The organism is Azospirillum sp. TSH64 (assembly GCF_003116035.1).
In the GTDB taxonomy this organism is placed as follows: Bacteria; Pseudomonadota; Alphaproteobacteria; order Azospirillales; family Azospirillaceae; genus Azospirillum.
Genome location: NZ_LGQW01000015.1, coordinates 2,179,793 through 2,194,994, shown reverse-complemented (window position 1 = coordinate 2,194,994; position 15,202 = coordinate 2,179,793). Strand labels below are relative to the sequence as shown.

16 protein-coding genes are annotated in these 15,202 nt (G+C 67.5%); 12 read left to right on the top strand and 4 right to left on the bottom strand.

The window, feature by feature from the left end; translation table 11 throughout:
• Positions 1-8: 8 nt before the first annotated feature.
• From TSH64_RS11495 to TSH64_RS11485, 3 genes are all read left to right on the top strand, one after another.
• Positions 9-1,016: a choline ABC transporter substrate-binding protein gene (locus TSH64_RS11495; RefSeq protein WP_109096845.1), complete on the top strand. Its 1,008-nt coding sequence runs from the start codon at positions 9-11 to the stop codon at positions 1,014-1,016.
• Between the two features lie 231 nt (positions 1,017-1,247).
• Positions 1,248-1,670 (top strand): nucleoside-diphosphate kinase, encoded by a 423-nt coding sequence (gene ndk / locus TSH64_RS11490; RefSeq protein WP_012974418.1) that lies wholly within the window; start codon positions 1,248-1,250, stop codon positions 1,668-1,670.
• A 157-nt stretch (positions 1,671-1,827) separates the two neighbouring features.
• Complete coding sequence (locus TSH64_RS11485; protein WP_109096844.1) at positions 1,828-2,340, top strand: hypothetical protein; 513 nt, start codon at positions 1,828-1,830, stop codon at positions 2,338-2,340.
• Between the two features lie 2 nt (positions 2,341-2,342).
• On the opposite strand, the gene TSH64_RS11480 is transcribed toward TSH64_RS11485, so the two are convergent.
• Positions 2,343-2,645 carry a cupin domain-containing protein gene (locus TSH64_RS11480; RefSeq protein WP_199237541.1) on the bottom strand — a complete coding sequence of 101 codons (303 nt, stop codon included), beginning with the start codon at positions 2,643-2,645 and terminating at the stop codon, positions 2,343-2,345.
• Between the two features lie 283 nt (positions 2,646-2,928).
• Here TSH64_RS11480 and TSH64_RS11475 point away from each other — a divergent pair, with 283 nt between their 5' ends.
• Both TSH64_RS11475 and TSH64_RS11470 read left to right on the top strand, forming a co-directional pair.
• Entirely contained in the window at positions 2,929-5,520 is a 2,592-nt protein-coding gene (locus TSH64_RS11475) for a response regulator (protein ID WP_109096843.1), read from the top strand.
• 8 nt (positions 5,521-5,528) lie between these two features.
• Positions 5,529-7,415 (top strand): response regulator, encoded by a 1,887-nt coding sequence (locus tag TSH64_RS11470; RefSeq protein WP_109096842.1) that lies wholly within the window; start codon positions 5,529-5,531, stop codon positions 7,413-7,415.
• 15 nt (positions 7,416-7,430) lie between these two features.
• On the opposite strand, the gene TSH64_RS11465 is transcribed toward TSH64_RS11470, so the two are convergent.
• Positions 7,431-7,838, bottom strand: a complete 408-nt coding sequence (locus TSH64_RS11465; protein WP_109452548.1) for an RcnB family protein — start codon at positions 7,836-7,838, stop codon at positions 7,431-7,433.
• A gap of 184 nt (positions 7,839-8,022) precedes the next feature.
• On the opposite strand from TSH64_RS11465, the gene TSH64_RS11460 reads away from it, so the two are divergent.
• Entirely contained in the window at positions 8,023-8,205 is a 183-nt protein-coding gene (locus TSH64_RS11460) for a hypothetical protein (RefSeq protein WP_109096841.1), read from the top strand.
• Positions 8,206-8,265: 60 nt separating this feature from the next.
• Here TSH64_RS11460 and TSH64_RS35315 read toward each other — a convergent pair whose 3' ends face one another.
• Both TSH64_RS35315 and TSH64_RS11455 read right to left on the bottom strand, forming a co-directional pair.
• Positions 8,266-8,451 carry a hypothetical protein gene (locus TSH64_RS35315; protein ID WP_143273396.1) on the bottom strand — a complete coding sequence of 62 codons (186 nt, stop codon included), beginning with the start codon at positions 8,449-8,451 and terminating at the stop codon, positions 8,266-8,268.
• A gap of 379 nt (positions 8,452-8,830) precedes the next feature.
• The gene (locus TSH64_RS11455) at positions 8,831-9,262 is read right to left on the bottom strand and encodes an ATP-binding protein (RefSeq protein WP_109096840.1); all 432 of its coding nucleotides are present in this window, start codon (positions 9,260-9,262) and stop codon (positions 8,831-8,833) included.
• 257 nt (positions 9,263-9,519) lie between these two features.
• Here TSH64_RS11455 and TSH64_RS11450 point away from each other — a divergent pair, with 257 nt between their 5' ends.
• The 6 genes from TSH64_RS11450 (at position 9,520) to TSH64_RS11425 (ending at position 15,199) form a co-directional block, all read left to right on the top strand.
• On the top strand, positions 9,520-10,302 hold the full coding sequence (locus tag TSH64_RS11450) for a tetratricopeptide repeat protein (protein ID WP_247872888.1): 783 nt from the start codon (positions 9,520-9,522) through the stop codon (positions 10,300-10,302).
• A gap of 242 nt (positions 10,303-10,544) precedes the next feature.
• Entirely contained in the window at positions 10,545-11,579 is a 1,035-nt protein-coding gene (locus TSH64_RS11445) for an ABC transporter substrate-binding protein (protein ID WP_247872887.1), read from the top strand.
• 272 nt (positions 11,580-11,851) lie between these two features.
• A complete protein-coding gene (locus TSH64_RS11440) occupies positions 11,852-12,190 on the top strand; it encodes an STAS domain-containing protein (protein ID WP_109096839.1) in 339 nt (112 codons plus the stop codon).
• Between the two features lie 71 nt (positions 12,191-12,261).
• Positions 12,262-12,663 carry a response regulator gene (locus TSH64_RS11435; RefSeq protein WP_098739611.1) on the top strand — a complete coding sequence of 134 codons (402 nt, stop codon included), beginning with the start codon at positions 12,262-12,264 and terminating at the stop codon, positions 12,661-12,663.
• Positions 12,664-12,930: 267 nt separating this feature from the next.
• Positions 12,931-14,349, top strand: coding sequence for a BON domain-containing protein (locus TSH64_RS11430; RefSeq protein ID WP_109096838.1), 1,419 nt, complete (start codon positions 12,931-12,933; stop codon positions 14,347-14,349).
• A gap of 241 nt (positions 14,350-14,590) precedes the next feature.
• The gene (locus TSH64_RS11425; protein WP_098739613.1) at positions 14,591-15,199 is read left to right on the top strand and encodes a TetR/AcrR family transcriptional regulator; all 609 of its coding nucleotides are present in this window, start codon (positions 14,591-14,593) and stop codon (positions 15,197-15,199) included.
• Positions 15,200-15,202: the final 3 nt, after the last annotated feature.

Genomic DNA, 15,202 nt, shown 5'->3' with positions numbered 1-15,202 from the left:
ACAGGGACATGGCCAAGACATTCGGTAAATTCTCTGCCGGTAAATTCTCCGCCGCCAAATTCTCCACATTTGCCGTCGGCCTGATGCTGGCGGCCGGGTCCGCCACCCTGACGGCGGGGACGGCACAGGCCGCCGATCCGGCATCCTGCAAGGCGGTGCGTTTCGGCGACGTGGGATGGACCGACATCGCGGCGACGACGGCGCTCGCCTCCGTCACGCTCGACGCGCTGGGCTACAAGCCGACCACCAGCGTCTCGTCGGTGCCGGTCGTCTATCTGGGGTTGAAGACCAAATCGCTGGACGTCTTCCTCGGCAACTGGATGCCCACCATGGAGACCTTCATCAAGCCGGTGCTGGAGGACGGCTCGGTCGAGGTGACGCGCGTCAACCTGGAGGGCGCCAAATATACGCTGGCGGTTCCCACCTACGCCGCCGAAGCCGGGCTGAAGAGCTTCAAGGATCTGGCGAAGTACAAGGACAAGCTGGACGGCAAGATCTATGGCATCGAGGCCGGCAACGACGGCAACCTGATCATCGACAAAATGCTGAAAGCCGACGCCTTCGGGCTGAAGGACTTCAAGATGGTGGAGTCCAGCGAGGCCGGCATGCTGGCCGAGGTCAAGCGCGCGGTGCGGGCCAAGAAGTGGATCGCCTTCCTGGGCTGGGCGCCGCATCCGATGAACAAGACGATGGACATCACCTATCTGTCCGACGGCGACGACTGGTTCGGCCCGAATTACGGCGGTGCCACCGTCAGCACCAACGTGCGCAAGGGCTATGCCACCGATTGTCCGAACATCGGCAAGTTCCTGTCCAATCTGGTCTTCACCGTGGACATGGAGAATGCGGTGATGGACGGCATCATGAACGGCGGCCGCAAGCCGGAAGCGGTGGCGACCGATTACTTGAAGAAGAATCCCGGCATTCTGAAGACCTGGCTGTCCGGCGTCACCACGCTGGACGGCAAGGACGGTCTGGCCGCCGCGCAGGCCAAGCTGGGGGCTGCCAAGTCCTGACCTGACGCCTGCATTTCCAAAGCCTCCCCCATAGCCTCCTCGACTCCGGCCGCGTTGGGATGCCATCGCGGCCGTATTTTTGCGGGGATGGGGGAACCCGGCCCCAAACGAACGCCTTGCCGCGCCGTAAAAGCGCCTCTATAAAGCCGCCCATCCGGCGCCCCGGTCATCCGGCGGCGCCTGCGTGTTTTTCAATCGGCGAAAAGCCCCATTCCCGCAGGAGTCACCACCATGGCCGTCGAACGGACCCTCTCGATCATCAAGCCCGATGCCACCCGCCGCAACCTGACCGGCAAGATCAACGCCAAGTTCGAAGACGGCGGCCTGCGCATCGTTGCCCAGAAGCGCGTCCAGCTGTCGAAGGCCCAGGCCGAGCAGTTCTACGGCGTGCACCGCGAGCGTCCGTTCTTCGGCGATCTGGTCTCCTTCATGATCTCCGGCCCGGTGGTCCTGCAGGTCCTGGAAGGCGAGAACGCCATCGCCCGCAACCGCGAGATCATGGGCGCCACCAACCCGGCCAACGCCGCCGAGGGCACCATCCGCAAGGAGTTCGCCGAGTCGATCGAGGCCAACTCGGTCCACGGTTCGGACGCCCCGGAGACCGCCGCCCAGGAGATCGCCTTCTTCTTCGCCGGCATCGAGCTGGTGGGCTGATCTTTCGGGCCTGACCTCCCGTCAGGCTTGGCGAAAGGGCCGCTCCCGCGAGGGGGCGGCCTTTTTTGCGTTTTGCGTCAGGCTCTGGCAGTATCGGGAGCCGTGAACCTTTTGCCCCGCCGATTGCCGGGGTCGATCCCGACAGGAGTTGCCCGCGATGGAATCCCAATCCGCAAAGCCGATCATCGCGGCACTGCTGCAACCGCTGCCGGTGCTGACCCAGCCGCAGGCCCGCAACGACCTGTCCGACGAGTCCGTGGTGCAGCTGCTGGTCCGCCAGTTCATCGACCTCAGCCTGGACGCGTTCAATCAGGTTCTCCAGGGCAATCTCGACCAGGACGAGGCGGTCGACGGCATCAACCGTCAGGCCATCGCGCTCAACTCCGTCTTCCTCGGCACCAGCGGCTTCGATAGCGTCATCGCCCATCCCTGGAATTCGCCGGACCAGCTCGGCGCCTTCCTGAAGGACGTGGTGGCGCTGGAGTATCCCGAAGACGATTGCGTCCGCGCCATGCTGATCCATCTGGCGACCCAGCTGATGCACGCGCTGCGCCTGCCCGACGAGGAGCGCAACGAGGAGGTCGAAGCGCTGACGCTCGACGCCGCCGACCTGCTGCTGGGCCGGGCGCCGGAAGACGACGACGAGATCGACATCGATATCGGCGTCTGACCTCACCCCGCCGGGTTCAAAGTCACCTCGATCAGGACGGTATCCTCGACGAAATCGGCGCTGTGCCAGGCGCCGGGGTCGAAACGGATGACCATGCCCGGCCGCAGATCCACCGGTCCCGCTTCGCAGGTCAGCAGGGCGCGGCCCTCCACGACGATGACGAACTGTTCTTGCGGGTGGTTGTGGCGGGGGGCGGCCGTGCCGGCCTTGATGACGATGTGCTTCAGCGATGCGCCGGTGCCGGGAAGGCTGCGGCGCTCCACCCCTTCGGCGGTCTGGGCCGGAAGGTTGCTCCACGTAATCACGTCTGCCTTCGGGGGCCCCTCGGGAGTGGTCCCAGTCGTCATGGGCGGCATGGCATGGTCCTCTTGAAACCGGCCGGCTTTGGAACGGCAACCGGTTTTTACGTGTTTTGCGGCCTCCCGGATCTCCTCTCCTTCGCCGCTACCGCTTCAGGCCGTCGTGGCTGTACGAAAGCTTAGCTACTAAACCTGCTGTTAACGCCTGACAGCCTAAGACGGGACGATCCGGTGATGATGTCACCGGACAACTACTCTTCCGCCACCCTTTCGGACCGACGGAGGCCCCGTGGACGTTGCAGGCACCGACCGACCGCATCCCACCGGGGGTGCCGCCAGACCGGTGTCCGGTCCGTCGGGTCTTTCCGCCTCGTTTCCCGGCCTGCTGGCCGGGCTGACCGGCATCGGCGCCCTGGCCGCGCTGTCTGCGGGCGGGCAGGTCGGCTGGCCGGTCGCCGCCGCGCTGGCCGCCGCCGGCGGTCTGGCCCTGTGGAGCGCCCGGCGTGCCGGAGCCACCGCCACCGCTCTGGCACGCTCCGACGCCGCTCTGCGTCGCGCAACGGACGAGCTGGAGGTGCTGCGCGACCGCTTCCGCGACTTCTCCGCCGTGACGCCCGGCTGGTTCTGGGAAACCGGGTCGGACCATCGCTATCTCTCGCTGTCGGGCGGGGTTACCACGCTGCTCGGCTGCGATCCGCGGACGGTGTTCGGCGATTCCCTTCTCGACCTCGGGCTTCTGGTCACCGACGAGGCGACCTGGGCGGAATACCGTACCGACATCGAGGCCGGCCGGTCCTTCCGCGATCTCGAGGTGAGCTTCGAGGGGGTGGATGGGCGCGACCTCGTGCTGCGGCTCAGCGCCGTACCGGTGCGCGGGGCCGACGGGCGCTTCCGCGGCTATCGCGGCTGCGGTGTCGATGCCACCGCCGAGACACTGGCTCTGGTGGAGGCGCGCTTCATGCAGGCGGTGGTGCATGACGCCATCGACAGCGTGTCGGAAGGATTCGTGCTGTTCAGCGCCGACGGCCGGCTGCTGATCTGCAACGAGCAGTATCGCCGCGCCTATCCCACCATCGCCGACATGCTGACCCCCGGCCGCAGCTTCTCCGAGATTCTGCACGCCGCCGCCGAGCGTGGCGGCTACGAGGGCGGCGGCGACATCGGCGCCTGGGTGGAGCAGCGGCTGACCCGTCATCTCCAGCACTCCACCCCGGTCGACGGCCGGCTGTCCGACGGGCGCTGGTACCGCATCAGCGAGCATGCCACCGGCACCGGCGGCGTGGTGAAGATCCTGATGGACATCACCGAGCTGAAGACGCGGGAAGAGGAGCTGGCCGGCCAGACCGCCCGGTTGGAACAGACCGTCGGCGCCCTGCGCGAGAGCGAGCTGCGCTACCGCCAGCTCGTCGAGCTGGCCCCCTACGGCATCGTCATCTGGGACCGCGCCGCCATCCGCTTCGCCAACGGGGCCGCCGCGGCGATCCTCGGCGTCGCCGCCGATGCGTTGGAAGGCCAACTGCTTGCCGGATTTCTGGAAAACGATGGGACGGGGGGCGAGGCGCTGGCCGCGACGCTCGCCGCCGCTGCCGAGGGGGAGGAGCGCCGGCTGGAATGCGACGCCTTGCGCCCGACCGGCGAACGCCGCCGGCTGGAGGTCGCGGCCAGTCAAGCCGTCTATGGCGGCGGGCCGGCGGTGCTGCTGGTGCTGAACGACATCACCGACCGCCGCCGGGTGGAGGGCGAGCTTCAGCGCGCCCAGAAGATGGAGGCGGTGGGGCGCATGGCCGGTGGCATCGCCCATGAATTCAACAACATGCTGACCGCCATCGGCGGCTTCGCCCGGCTGGCGGAGCGCAATCCGGCCGACCCCGACCGCGTTCTGACCTGCGTGCAGGAGATCGCCAAGGCGTCCGAGCGGGCGGCGGCGCTGACTGCGCAGCTCTTGGACTTCTCCCATCGCCGGGTGGCCGACGAGCGCGAGGTGGTCGCAGTCGCTCCGCTGGTGCGCGACCTGCGCGTCTTCCTGAAACCCCTGCTCAGCGCCGGCATCGACGTGACGATTTCGGCCGATGACGAAAGCGCGCACGCGCTGGTCAACCCGGTGACGCTGAACCAGGCTCTGCTGAACCTCGCGCTCAACGGGCGTGATGCCATGCCCCATGGCGGAACCCTGACCATCGCCCTGGCGGTGGAGATGCCGGACGACGCCTTCTTTGCGCGTCACCGCGGCCTGAAGCCGGGCCGCTACGTCGCGATCCGCGTCAGCGATCAGGGGACGGGCGTGCCGGCGGAGATCCGCGACCGTGTCTGGGAGCCCTTCTTCACCACCAAGGAACCGGGGAAGGGCACAGGACTCGGCCTGTGGATGGTCTACGGCACGGCGCAGCAGTCAGGCGGCTCGGTCGAACTGGAGGGTGAGGAGGGGCAGGGTGCCACCTTCGCGCTCTATCTGCCCGCCGTCGAACCGCCGGCATCGCCGGTTGGGCTCGACCCCCTGCAGGTCGCGGAGGGGGAGGGCGCGGTCATCCTGCTGGTCGATGACGAGGACTCGGTGCGCCGCTACCTCCGCCTCGTGCTGGAGGAGGCCGGCTGCACGGTGGTGGAGGCATCCGACGGGCAGGAGGCGCTGACCCGCTATGACGAGGCCGGCGGCCTGTTCGATGCGGTGGTCAGCGACGTGTCGATGCCGCGGATGAACGGGCTGGAGCTTGCCCGCGAACTGGAGACCCGCAACCAGCTTCTGCCCATCCTGTTCCTGACCGGCTACGCCTCGCGCGAGACGGCGGCCGGGCTGACGGCGCAGGAGGGGCGGCAGATCGTGATGAAGCCGGTGGCGCCCGAGCGGCTGCTCGGCGCGCTCCGCGACCTGCTGGCCCTGTGAGGGCGGAGATGGAGGAGTCCCGCCACGACATCCCCGCTGCGGAACCGGTCCTGGAGGAGGCGGAGGGTTCGGCCCCTGCCGCCTGCCGCGAGCCGGCCGACTTCTACACGCCGGCCGGCCGGGACGGAGTCGGCCGCTTCTGCCGCCGCTTCCTCGACGAGAACGCGCTGACCGCCACGGAGCTGCTGCACCACCCGCGCCACCAGACCGGGCTGTCCAACACCGCCACCTTCGTCGCCATCCTGACCCAGGCCGAACGGGCGATGGACCGGAAGGGCGGCATGACGCCGCTGGTCAACGAGATCGCCCGGCTGACGCGCGAGCGGGTGAAGGAACATCCGCCGCCCGACTTCCTGTCCGCCGATTATCCCGGCACGGCGGCGGAGCTGCTGTCCGTCGGCGGCTTCCTCGGCCGTTTCCTTCTCGACGCCGCCGTCACCCAGCATATCGCCGTCTGCCGCAACTTCGCCGAGAAGGCTGAGGCGCTGCTGAACCTCGCCGAGACCACCGAGCATCCCGACGCGCTGGCGCCGGTGGAGCGGCTGCTGGGAGAGATCCTGCTGAGCGACGCCGGCACCGCGTCCTGTGCGCGGGATGCGCCCTTCACCACCCTGATCGACCTGATCGTGACGCTGATCGCCACCGACCGGCCAATGGCGGACGACGCCCCATCGGTGTTCCGCCGGCTGGATGCGGTGATGCGCCGGGTGCCGATGCCGGGCCTGCGCGACGCGCTGGCCGCCGCCTTCCGCCGCGAGATGGCCAAGCCCGCCTGCTTCACCATCGCCAGCGCCGGCGACATGTTCGGCATCGAGGCGGTGCAGCGCGAGATTCTGGCACTGAGCGATCTGTCCGCCCGCCTGCGCGACCGCGAGGGCGCCTATGTCGGCGGTGCGCGGACGGAGGCGGCGCTGCAACGCCGCACCGCCCTGCTGGTCAACGAGGACACGGTCCCGGAGATCACCCGTGGCCGCAACTTCGTGCAGAAGCTGCGCATCCTGTTCGTGCTCCAGAAGATGCCGCTGTCACCCACCGCAGCCAAGGCGGTGGCCGATTACCTGAAGAGCTTCTTCGACAGCCGCGACTTCGCCGGCCGGCTGCTGGACTGCTGGAAGGACCGGAACGAGAAGCTGAAGGGGCTGGCGGAGGTTCAGCGCCTCGTGCTGTCGAGCGCCTTCCCCGACGAGGAGCGCGAGTATCTCGGCGGCCAGCTCGACGACATCCAGAACGCCTTCCTGCGCACCCAGCGCGTGCTGACCCCGCTGATCCAGGCCAAGGACGATCCGCCAGCCGACACCGTTCTCGACATCGTCCGGCTGGCCGGGGAGGGGGCCTTCTGCTCCGGCAAGAGCCGGCTGGCGGTGGCCCGCGTGCTCTACCGCCATTGCCACCGGCCGCGCTTCGTCCGCCATGTGCTTCTGAACGCGCCGGGGCCGAAGGAACGGCTGGCGCGTGCCAACTGGCTGCGGCAGGCGCTGGGCATGGTCGGCGTGCCCTTCATCGACCTGTCCTCCCACCGCGTCCTGGTGGTGGATGACGAGGCCGGGCCGCGAGCCTTCGTCACCTCCGTCCTCCAGGAACTGGGCATCGGCCACATCGTCACCGCCGCCGACGGCCAGGAGGCGCTGGAGCGCTTCCAGGCCGACGGTGCGGCCTATGACCTGATCGTCTGCGACTGGATGATGCCGCGGCTGAGCGGCCTCGACCTGCTGAAGCAGGTGCGCGAGACCCGCGGCGACCTGCCTTTCCTGATGGTCACGGCGCTGGCGACGCTGGATGCGGTGAAGAAGGCGCTTGCCCATCAGGTCAGCGGCTACATCGCCAAGCCCTTCACGCCCGACCAGCTGGAGGAGAAGATCTTCCTGGTCCTGGCGCAGAAGGGTTTTGGCGATTAGGGGCGAGAGCTCCGGTCAGCGGAACAGGCCGGGCATGATCTCCACGATGATGCCGCTGGAGGAAACGACCAGCACGGCGTCATGGTTGACGCGGACCCAGCGATGGCCCCGCGGCGGGCGGTGCAGGTGATAGGCGGCGGGGCGTGCGATCACATGACGGGGCGCGCGCCACTCCTGCGGCAGACGCTCGCCGGCCCGCCAGCCATATGCCTTCGGCGGACCGGGGCGATGGACCGGCTGACGGCCGGGGTGCTCGTACCGCGGGCCATGATCGTACCCGCGGGGCTGCTGCGGCTGCGGGTACTGGTGACCGGCAGGGCGGTCGTCCGGGCCGGGCTGCCATCCCTGGGCCATTGCGGGCGTTCCGGTCGCCGCGGTTACGGCGAGGATAGCGGCGGCCACGGCGAGCAGGGTCTTTTTCATGCTGTCCATCCTATCGCGTCCGGCGCTCCCCGGTCTCGGCCGGGGGCGTCCATGGCGATCAGGATGGCTGACCTTCGTTGCCGGCCTGTGTCCGGCGGTGATGGATTCGGTAACAGAGTGTATCCGGGACGAATGTCGGCAGCCGCCTGTTGTGATGGAACCATCCGACGGAAGGAGCGATCCCATGGCAGACCGGAAACCCGACAGCGGCAAGATCTTGTCCAACGAGCCCGACCGCGACATCGCCGACCCGCTCGAGGCGGCCAGGGAGGTGTCCGATACCGGCAAGCCGATCACCCCCGATACCGAATCGGCCAAGCACATCGACCGTCCGGCGGAGAAGGGCAAGGCCGGGAAAACGAGCTGAGGGAACGGGTTGGCGGAGTGGAGACCGGTCCCTCTCCCTTCATGGGAGAGGGGCTTTCCGTCACCGCAGCTCCAGCCCCGCCTGCTTGAAGGCGCGGGCGAGCGCGTCGACGATGGCCGGGTCGACTTCACCCGTGCCGTAATCGAGGTTCATCACGGCGTACCACGGAACGCCAGCCTTGTTCGCCAGCATCCGTGTCGACCAGCCAAGGCGCAGCCGTGCCTCTTGGCACTGCGTCCCTGTCATGATGCGTCGACTCCACACGTTAGCGTCCGCCTTCCATGCTCCTGCCCCGGTCCGCATGGGCTTACCCGAACGGTCGGTCCCGGCCGCAACCTGGGGCTATCCACAATAGTGCAAGAATTTGATCCCCTTGTCATGTGTCGGTTTGTTGCAGAGCGAAACGCTCTGCTTTGCCGGATTGTCATGGAAGGCAACTCGCCGGCATTTGATGAAAAGCGTGTAAGGTTCGCCAATCCATCTATATGCCCCCGACAACATTGGGGACTTGGCGATCAGGGCGTTGCCCGGATCGGAGTCCCAGGCGGATAAGGCTTCCATGAAGATTTTTTGAAGCGGGACTGTTCCCAGGCTGCCCTTCTCGGTTGCGCTCCGCCGCCGGCCGTCAGGCGATGCGCTTGGCGAGCACCGTCAGGTTAAGGCCGCCTTCTCGCCGGTGGCTGGCGCGGTCCATCAATTTGCCGACCAGAAAAACGCCCAGTCCGCCGATCCGCCGGCTCTCCAGATCGCCGCCTAGGTCCGGCGAAGGGGCCTCGGCGAAGGGATCGAAGGCGTCGGCATCGTCCTCCACCTCAGCCCGCAGTTCCAGCCCATCGGTTTCCAGCCGCACACGGATTCCATGCCCGCCGCCACCGCCGCGGCCATGCGAAACAATGTTGGTGACGAGTTCATCGAGGCAGAGCGTGAAGCGGAAGGCGAGGTCAGGGAACAACCGGTTGCGCGCGATGAAGCTTTCCACCGCGGCGGCCAGCCGGCCGAGTTCCGACAGGTCGCTGCGCAGGACCATCTCCAGACGGTTCGCCGCTGCACCATCCATCCGCTCCGCCTCCCGGCCCCACTTTTTCCCCTATGCCTCCGGGTATCGCGGGGGCGCGAAGGGATGGTCATTCTTAACCGATGGCGTCGGCGTGACAATTCCTCGACCGCCGGCTGGGGAGGTTGAACGGGCGGCGGCAGGGGGACAGACTCGGGCGACGGGTTCGGCCACAACGCTGCGGCGACCGGAATAAAGCCGGTTCGCGCGGTGTTGGTGGAACGGAACCCCGGGGGACAATCGACGAAGGTGCCGGCGCCATGTCCATGCTTGCCACACCCATGCTTGCCACGCCCACGCTCTGGACCCGGATGAAGGCCGAACTGGGCGACAGCGACGCGCAATACCGGCTGGCGGAGGCCGTGCGGACGGCCGATGTCGCCGCTTCGGTTATCTGGTACCGCCGGGCCGCCCGCCAGGGCCATGTCGCGGCGCAGACCATGCTTGCCTTCCTGCTCGCCAACGGCATCGGCGTACCGCCCGACCCGCGCCGGGCGGTCTCCTGGTATCGCCGCGCCGCCGCCAAGGGCGATGTCGGCGCGCAGAACAATCTGGGCTACATGCACGAACATGGCGCCGGCGTGCCCTGCGATCCGGCCAAGGCAGCACTGTGGTACCGGCTTGCCGCGCTCCAGCACTCCGCTCCCGCCCAGGTCAACCTCGCCCTGCTGCTGCTCGACGGCCGCGGAATCGACCGTGACGAGACCGAAGCGGTTCGCTGGCTGCGTGCCGCCGCCGAACAGGGGCACCCAGCCGCGCAATACCGCCTTGGCCTGTGTCTGCGTGAGGGAGTCGGCGCCGCCCGCGATCCGGCCGAAGCTGCCCTTTGGCTTCAGGCGGCGGCAGCGGCCGGTGACCGCGACGCGCTGTTGGCACTGGCCGAACTGCGGCAAACCGTCCTCCCCGACCTGCGCCCGGACATGTCCCAGGACTCGGACGCCGCGGAGGATGAGGACGATGCGGCACCATGGCGGCCGGAACAGCGCCGCATGCAGGAAATCCCCATGCGGAACGCCCATGCCGACGCGATGCCGCCCGGCTGAGGCCGTCAGGATGGCCGCCGATCTGATATATTAGAGTAATCTGGAAAACCGCTTGCAAGCTCCGCCGGAATCGCGGTTCATCTGAGGGGTAGCGCCCTGCGAAGGGACGCCGGGCGGATGACGATGGAGCTTCGGTCGGCTCGTGGCTGATGCATCCGCGTTTCATGACGGCGGCGTGCCATGAGGCCGGACGGCGCGCCCGGCAGGGCCGCTCCCGCGGTCCGGCCGCAGGAGGCATGACCATGAGGCGTTTCGGAGACGAATTTCGTGGCATCCGCCGCCGCTCTCTCCTGGGCCTTGCCGCCGGCGGTCTGCTGCTGCCGGCCTTTCCCCTCGCGGCGGCGGTGCCGGCCTTCCGCATCACCATGGTTCTTGGCCGGGGCGAGAGCGACAACGAATACGGCTTCAAGGACTATCTGGACCGCCATGGGCTGAAGGTCGATTACACCATCCGCGACACCGGCGGCGATCCCGCCCGCCTGCCGGCCATCGTGGAGGAGATCAAGGACACCCGCCCCGATCTGGTCTACAGCTTCGGCACGCCCCAGACCCGTGGCATCGTCGGTCCCTTCGACGATGCCGATCCGCGCCGCCACGTCACCGATATTCCGGTGGTCTTCACCTTCGTCGCCGCACCGGTGGACGCGAAGATCGTGCCCGACCTCGGCCGGCCGGGGCGCAACGTCACCGGCACCATCCACATCGCCCCCATCGCAGTGCAGTTGAGCACCATTCTTGCCTACCGCCCGATCAGGCGGCTGGGCATCGTCTACAACCCGCAGGAACGCAATTCCGTCCTCACCATCGAGGGGCTGCGCGCGGAGATGGCGGTGCGCGGGCTGGACCTGGTGGAGGAACCGGTGCCGCTGAACGACCGTGGCGAGCCGGTCGCTGCCGCCGTTCCCGATGCGCTGGCCCGGGTGGCGGCCCGCGGGGCGGAGGTGCTGTATATCGGCCCCGACACCTTCATCGCCTTTCACAACCGCTCCGTCGTCGCGGCCGAAGCGCTGCGCCTGCGGCTGCCGACCTTCTCGGCGACCGAACTGATCGTGCGCACCGACAAGGCGATGCTGGCGCTGGCCAGCAGCGCCTACGGCATCGGCCACTTCACCGCCTTCAAGGCGGCGCAGATTCTGATCGACCGGACCGACCCGGCGGACATCCCGGTGGAAACGCTGAAGCGCTTCTCCGTCATCATCAACATGGCCACCGCGCGGGCTCTCGACTGTTACCCACCCATCGGCCTGCTGAACTTCGCCGAAATCATCGAGTCATGAGCGTCCCGCCTCCCGCAGCCTCGCCATATGACGCCATTCCCCTGGATGGCGGTGCGACGCGCGGTGGCCGCCGTCCGCCTGCTGGACCCGGAGGACTGGGACCTGCTCGCCCACATCTTTCGCAAGACGGCCTTGGTCGCCTATGACGCGCTGGGCCTGCCGATGGCGGAGAGGCGCGATAAGTGCGGTTCCTGCTGCGCTGCGAAGGCATCGTCGGCACTCCGCCGACATGCTATAACCGGAGGCCTGGAAGGATATGGCGGGAGCCGGGTATGCACATTGCCGAGCGAACGGAGAATGGCGTCATTGTGTTGCACCCGGTCGGACGTATCGACAGCGGTAGCACAGGCGAATTTGAACGCGTTCTGATGTCCGTTATCGGCGATGAGGGCACGCGGGTTGTTGTCGATATGGCCCAGCTTGCCTACATCAGTTCGGCCGGGCTTCGCTCCCTGCTGGTCGCCGCCAAGGCGGCCCGGGCGAAGCGCGGCTCGATCGTCCTGTCCGCGATGGCGCCGAATATCCGCGAGATGTTCGATGTCAGCGGATTTTCGTCCCTGTTCCAGATCCATGCCGATGCGGCTGCGGCCGTTGCGGCAGTGGGTGGGTGAGGGGCGCGCGCAGACTTCCGCCGGCCGCGGCCGGCTTTTCGATAAGGCGGTTCCCAAAAGGAGCCGGGTGCATGATGGGAAGTGCCAATCGCCCCAACATCCTGGTCGTCGAGGATTCGCCGGCTGTGCGGCTGTCCGTCGCCGGATATCTCGAGGGGCGCGGTTTCGACGTTACGGAAGCGGAGAACGGGCGGGCGGCGATCCGCGCCCTTGACCGCCGCAGTTTCGACCTGATCGTCACCGACGTGCTGATGCCGGAGGTGGACGGGATCGAACTGATCAAGGCTGCCCGCAGCACCCAGCCGGACGTGAAGATCCTCGCCATGTCCGGCGGTGCGCCCAACATGCCGGCCGGCTATCTGCTGAAGATGACCCGCATGTTCAATGCGGATGAGATCATATACAAGCCTTTCCTCAACGAGGAGTTGGGGGCCGCGGTTGCCCGTCTGCTCGACCAGTCGCTGCCAAATTAAGCAGATTGAAGTCTCTGCCCAATAAAAGGGCGCAAAAGAAAACGGCTTCGGTGCATGAAGCGCCGAAGCCGTAAGTGATGCGTGGAACCAACCGTACTCCCCTTCGCAAGCCCCGTGCCAGAACTCTCCGTTTTCCCTGTGATCGGCCACTGAATTTCCGGAACGCCGTTTGACCGCCTCTGTTGTTCGGGACAGACGGGCGTGGCGACGCCATGCGTGACGCCGCCCCGCCCATTCAAGAATCCTGAAAAGAGGGAGCCGACCACGATGGCGCAGTACGAGAATCGGTGGCGTGGCGAGGGCCGCGACTGGCGCGACGAGGACCGTGAACCCAACCGGCACCGCGATTGGGGCGAGGGGCCGAGCCGCACCGGCGTCTATGGTCAGGACCGGAGCCATGAACAGGGAGGGGACTGGAACCGCGCCCAGGGCGGGGACGACAGCCGACAGCGAGAGAGCATGTATCGCACCCAGGCCCACCGCCATCAGGACGAGCAGGGCCGTGACTACCGCGACGCCGGCTACGGCGGACGGGTCGGCAACGAATCGGGCGGTTACGGCCGCGATTCCCATTACGAAGACAACCGCCGCGACAATTCCCGCGAGATGGAGCGGGTCTATGATCGCAACTTCGGCGGCGGGCGCGACATGAGCCGCGGCGGCTATGGGGCCGGCTATGGCGGCCGGTCGGGCTCCGGCGGCTATAGCGGTTATGCCGGGGCCGGCAACGCCGGAACCGAAGGCAACTACACCAGCCGTGATGTCGGCAGCGCCGATTACCGCGACCGCGATTATGGCGTCCGCCCCTATGGCGAGCGGAATTACGGCGACCGCAGCTCCGAAAGCAGCGACCAGCGCTACCGCGATTACGGATCCCGCCCTTACGGTCCCCAATCCAGCGGTTATGGCGGCGGTTACGAGTCCGGCCGGGACCGTGGCGATTGGAACCGCGGCGACTGGAGCCGGCGCGATCTCGGCGGCAGTTCCGCCACCAGCTATGGCGCAGGCTATGAGCGCGACGATTACCGCGGCCGCTCCCGGGGCGAACAGCGCGGCTTCTGGGAACAGGCCGGCGACGAGATCGCCTCCTGGTTCGGCGATGACGACGCGGAACGACGCCGTCACGAGGACCAAGCGCGTGCCTCCCAGCATCGCGGCCGTGGCCCGCGGGGCTACAGCCGGTCCGACGAGCGTGTGCGCGAGGATGTCAGCGACCGGCTGACCGACGACGCCTACATCGACGCCTCCGACATCGAGGTGGCGGTCAGTGGCGGCGAGGTGACGCTGACCGGCATGGTCCCCGACCGCAACACCAAGCGCCGGGCAGAAGATGTTGCCGAGTCCGTCTCCGGCGTGTCGCATGTGCAGAACAACCTGCGCGTCCGTGTTCAAGCCGGAAGCCAGGGTGGTTCCAACTGGGGCAGTTCGACCGGCGCCGGCGCCTCGGCGATGGCGAATGCCGGCGGCACCGGCTCGACCCCCGGCGGCACCTCCTCGTCGATGGGCGGGACGACAGGCGGCCTCCAGGGTTCCGACACCACCAGCGCCGGCACTGCTGCCGGCGTCGGCGCCGGAACCAGCGGCGGCCCGGCCGGCGCATCGGCGGGCACCGGTTCGATGGCAGGCTCGACCACCGGCGTGACCGGCTCGACCGGCATCGGCCGCACCCCCACCACGCGGAGCTGACGCCTCGCGTCACCGCTTTGGATTGAATGGGCGCGAAGCCCGGCCTCCCAGGTAATTCCCCCCTGGGCAGGTCGGGCTTCGCGCTTTTTTACGGTCTCGGGGCCGTCAATCCGCCCGATCCGGTCATGGAAAGGAAACAGTTCCACCACATGACGCCGAATTCATTTTTATTGGAAACAGGTTCCTTGACACTCTAAGGATCTCGACTATCGTCAGTTTTTGAAACCCGTGAGTTCCATTCATGCCTCTTGATGCGGAAGAGATACCCGACTGGCGCGCTCGGCGGCGCGAGGTGATCCTCAATGCCGCGGCGGAGCTTTTCGCCGGCCGCGATTATGCCTCGGTCCAGGTGGAAGAGGTGGCGAAACGGGCGGGCGTGGGCAAGGCCACGCTCTATCGCTACTTCCCCTCCAAGGAAGAGCTTTATCTGGAATCGCTGGAACGCGCGCTGGGCGGGCTGGAGCACAAGCTGAACGCCGAACTGGCGCCGCAGCAGGTGCCGGCGTCGGTCCGGCTGTCCGCCATGGTCTCGGCCCTGGTCGACACCTTGAGCGAGCAGCTGCAGACGCTGAAGCTGCTGGGCGGCGACCAGTCCGATCTGGCCGACCGCACCCGGCGCATCCTGCGGCGCCGCAGCCAGCGCACCGCCACCGCGTTGCAGCAGGTGCTGGCCGACGGCATGGCGTCCGGCGAGTTCCGCAAGATCGACCTGGAGGTCGTGCCGCTGCTGATCATCGGCATGGTCCGCGGCGGCATCATGCAACTGGGCGAACGCCCGCGTGAGGCGCTGGAGCGCTCCGTCATCGATATCCTGATGTCCGGCATCACCAATCTGCCCCCCTTTATCTAAGCC

Excerpts from the sequence above, each read along its gene's own strand:
- TSH64_RS11425 (WP_098739613.1), top strand. The coding sequence starts at position 14,591 with ATGCCTCTTGATGCGGAAGAGATACCCGACTGGCGCGCTCGGCGGCGC.
- TSH64_RS11465 (WP_109452548.1), bottom strand. The coding sequence starts at position 7,838 with ATGAAAAAGACCCTGCTCGCCGTGGCCGCCGCTATCCTCGCCGTAACC.
- TSH64_RS11485 (WP_109096844.1), top strand. The coding sequence starts at position 1,828 with ATGGAATCCCAATCCGCAAAGCCGATCATCGCGGCACTGCTGCAACCG.
- TSH64_RS11495 (WP_109096845.1), top strand. The coding sequence starts at position 9 with ATGGCCAAGACATTCGGTAAATTCTCTGCCGGTAAATTCTCCGCCGCC.
- TSH64_RS11445 (WP_247872887.1), top strand. The coding sequence starts at position 10,545 with ATGAGGCGTTTCGGAGACGAATTTCGTGGCATCCGCCGCCGCTCTCTC.
- ndk (WP_012974418.1), top strand. The coding sequence starts at position 1,248 with ATGGCCGTCGAACGGACCCTCTCGATCATCAAGCCCGATGCCACCCGC.
- TSH64_RS11460 (WP_109096841.1), top strand. The coding sequence starts at position 8,023 with ATGGCAGACCGGAAACCCGACAGCGGCAAGATCTTGTCCAACGAGCCC.
- TSH64_RS11440 (WP_109096839.1), top strand. The coding sequence starts at position 11,852 with ATGCACATTGCCGAGCGAACGGAGAATGGCGTCATTGTGTTGCACCCG.
- TSH64_RS11450 (WP_247872888.1), top strand. The coding sequence starts at position 9,520 with ATGTCCATGCTTGCCACACCCATGCTTGCCACGCCCACGCTCTGGACC.
- TSH64_RS35315 (WP_143273396.1), bottom strand. The coding sequence starts at position 8,451 with ATGACAGGGACGCAGTGCCAAGAGGCACGGCTGCGCCTTGGCTGGTCG.
- TSH64_RS11435 (WP_098739611.1), top strand. The coding sequence starts at position 12,262 with ATGATGGGAAGTGCCAATCGCCCCAACATCCTGGTCGTCGAGGATTCG.
- TSH64_RS11430 (WP_109096838.1), top strand. The coding sequence starts at position 12,931 with ATGGCGCAGTACGAGAATCGGTGGCGTGGCGAGGGCCGCGACTGGCGC.
- TSH64_RS11455 (WP_109096840.1), bottom strand. The coding sequence starts at position 9,262 with ATGGATGGTGCAGCGGCGAACCGTCTGGAGATGGTCCTGCGCAGCGAC.
- TSH64_RS11470 (WP_109096842.1), top strand. The coding sequence starts at position 5,529 with ATGGAGGAGTCCCGCCACGACATCCCCGCTGCGGAACCGGTCCTGGAG.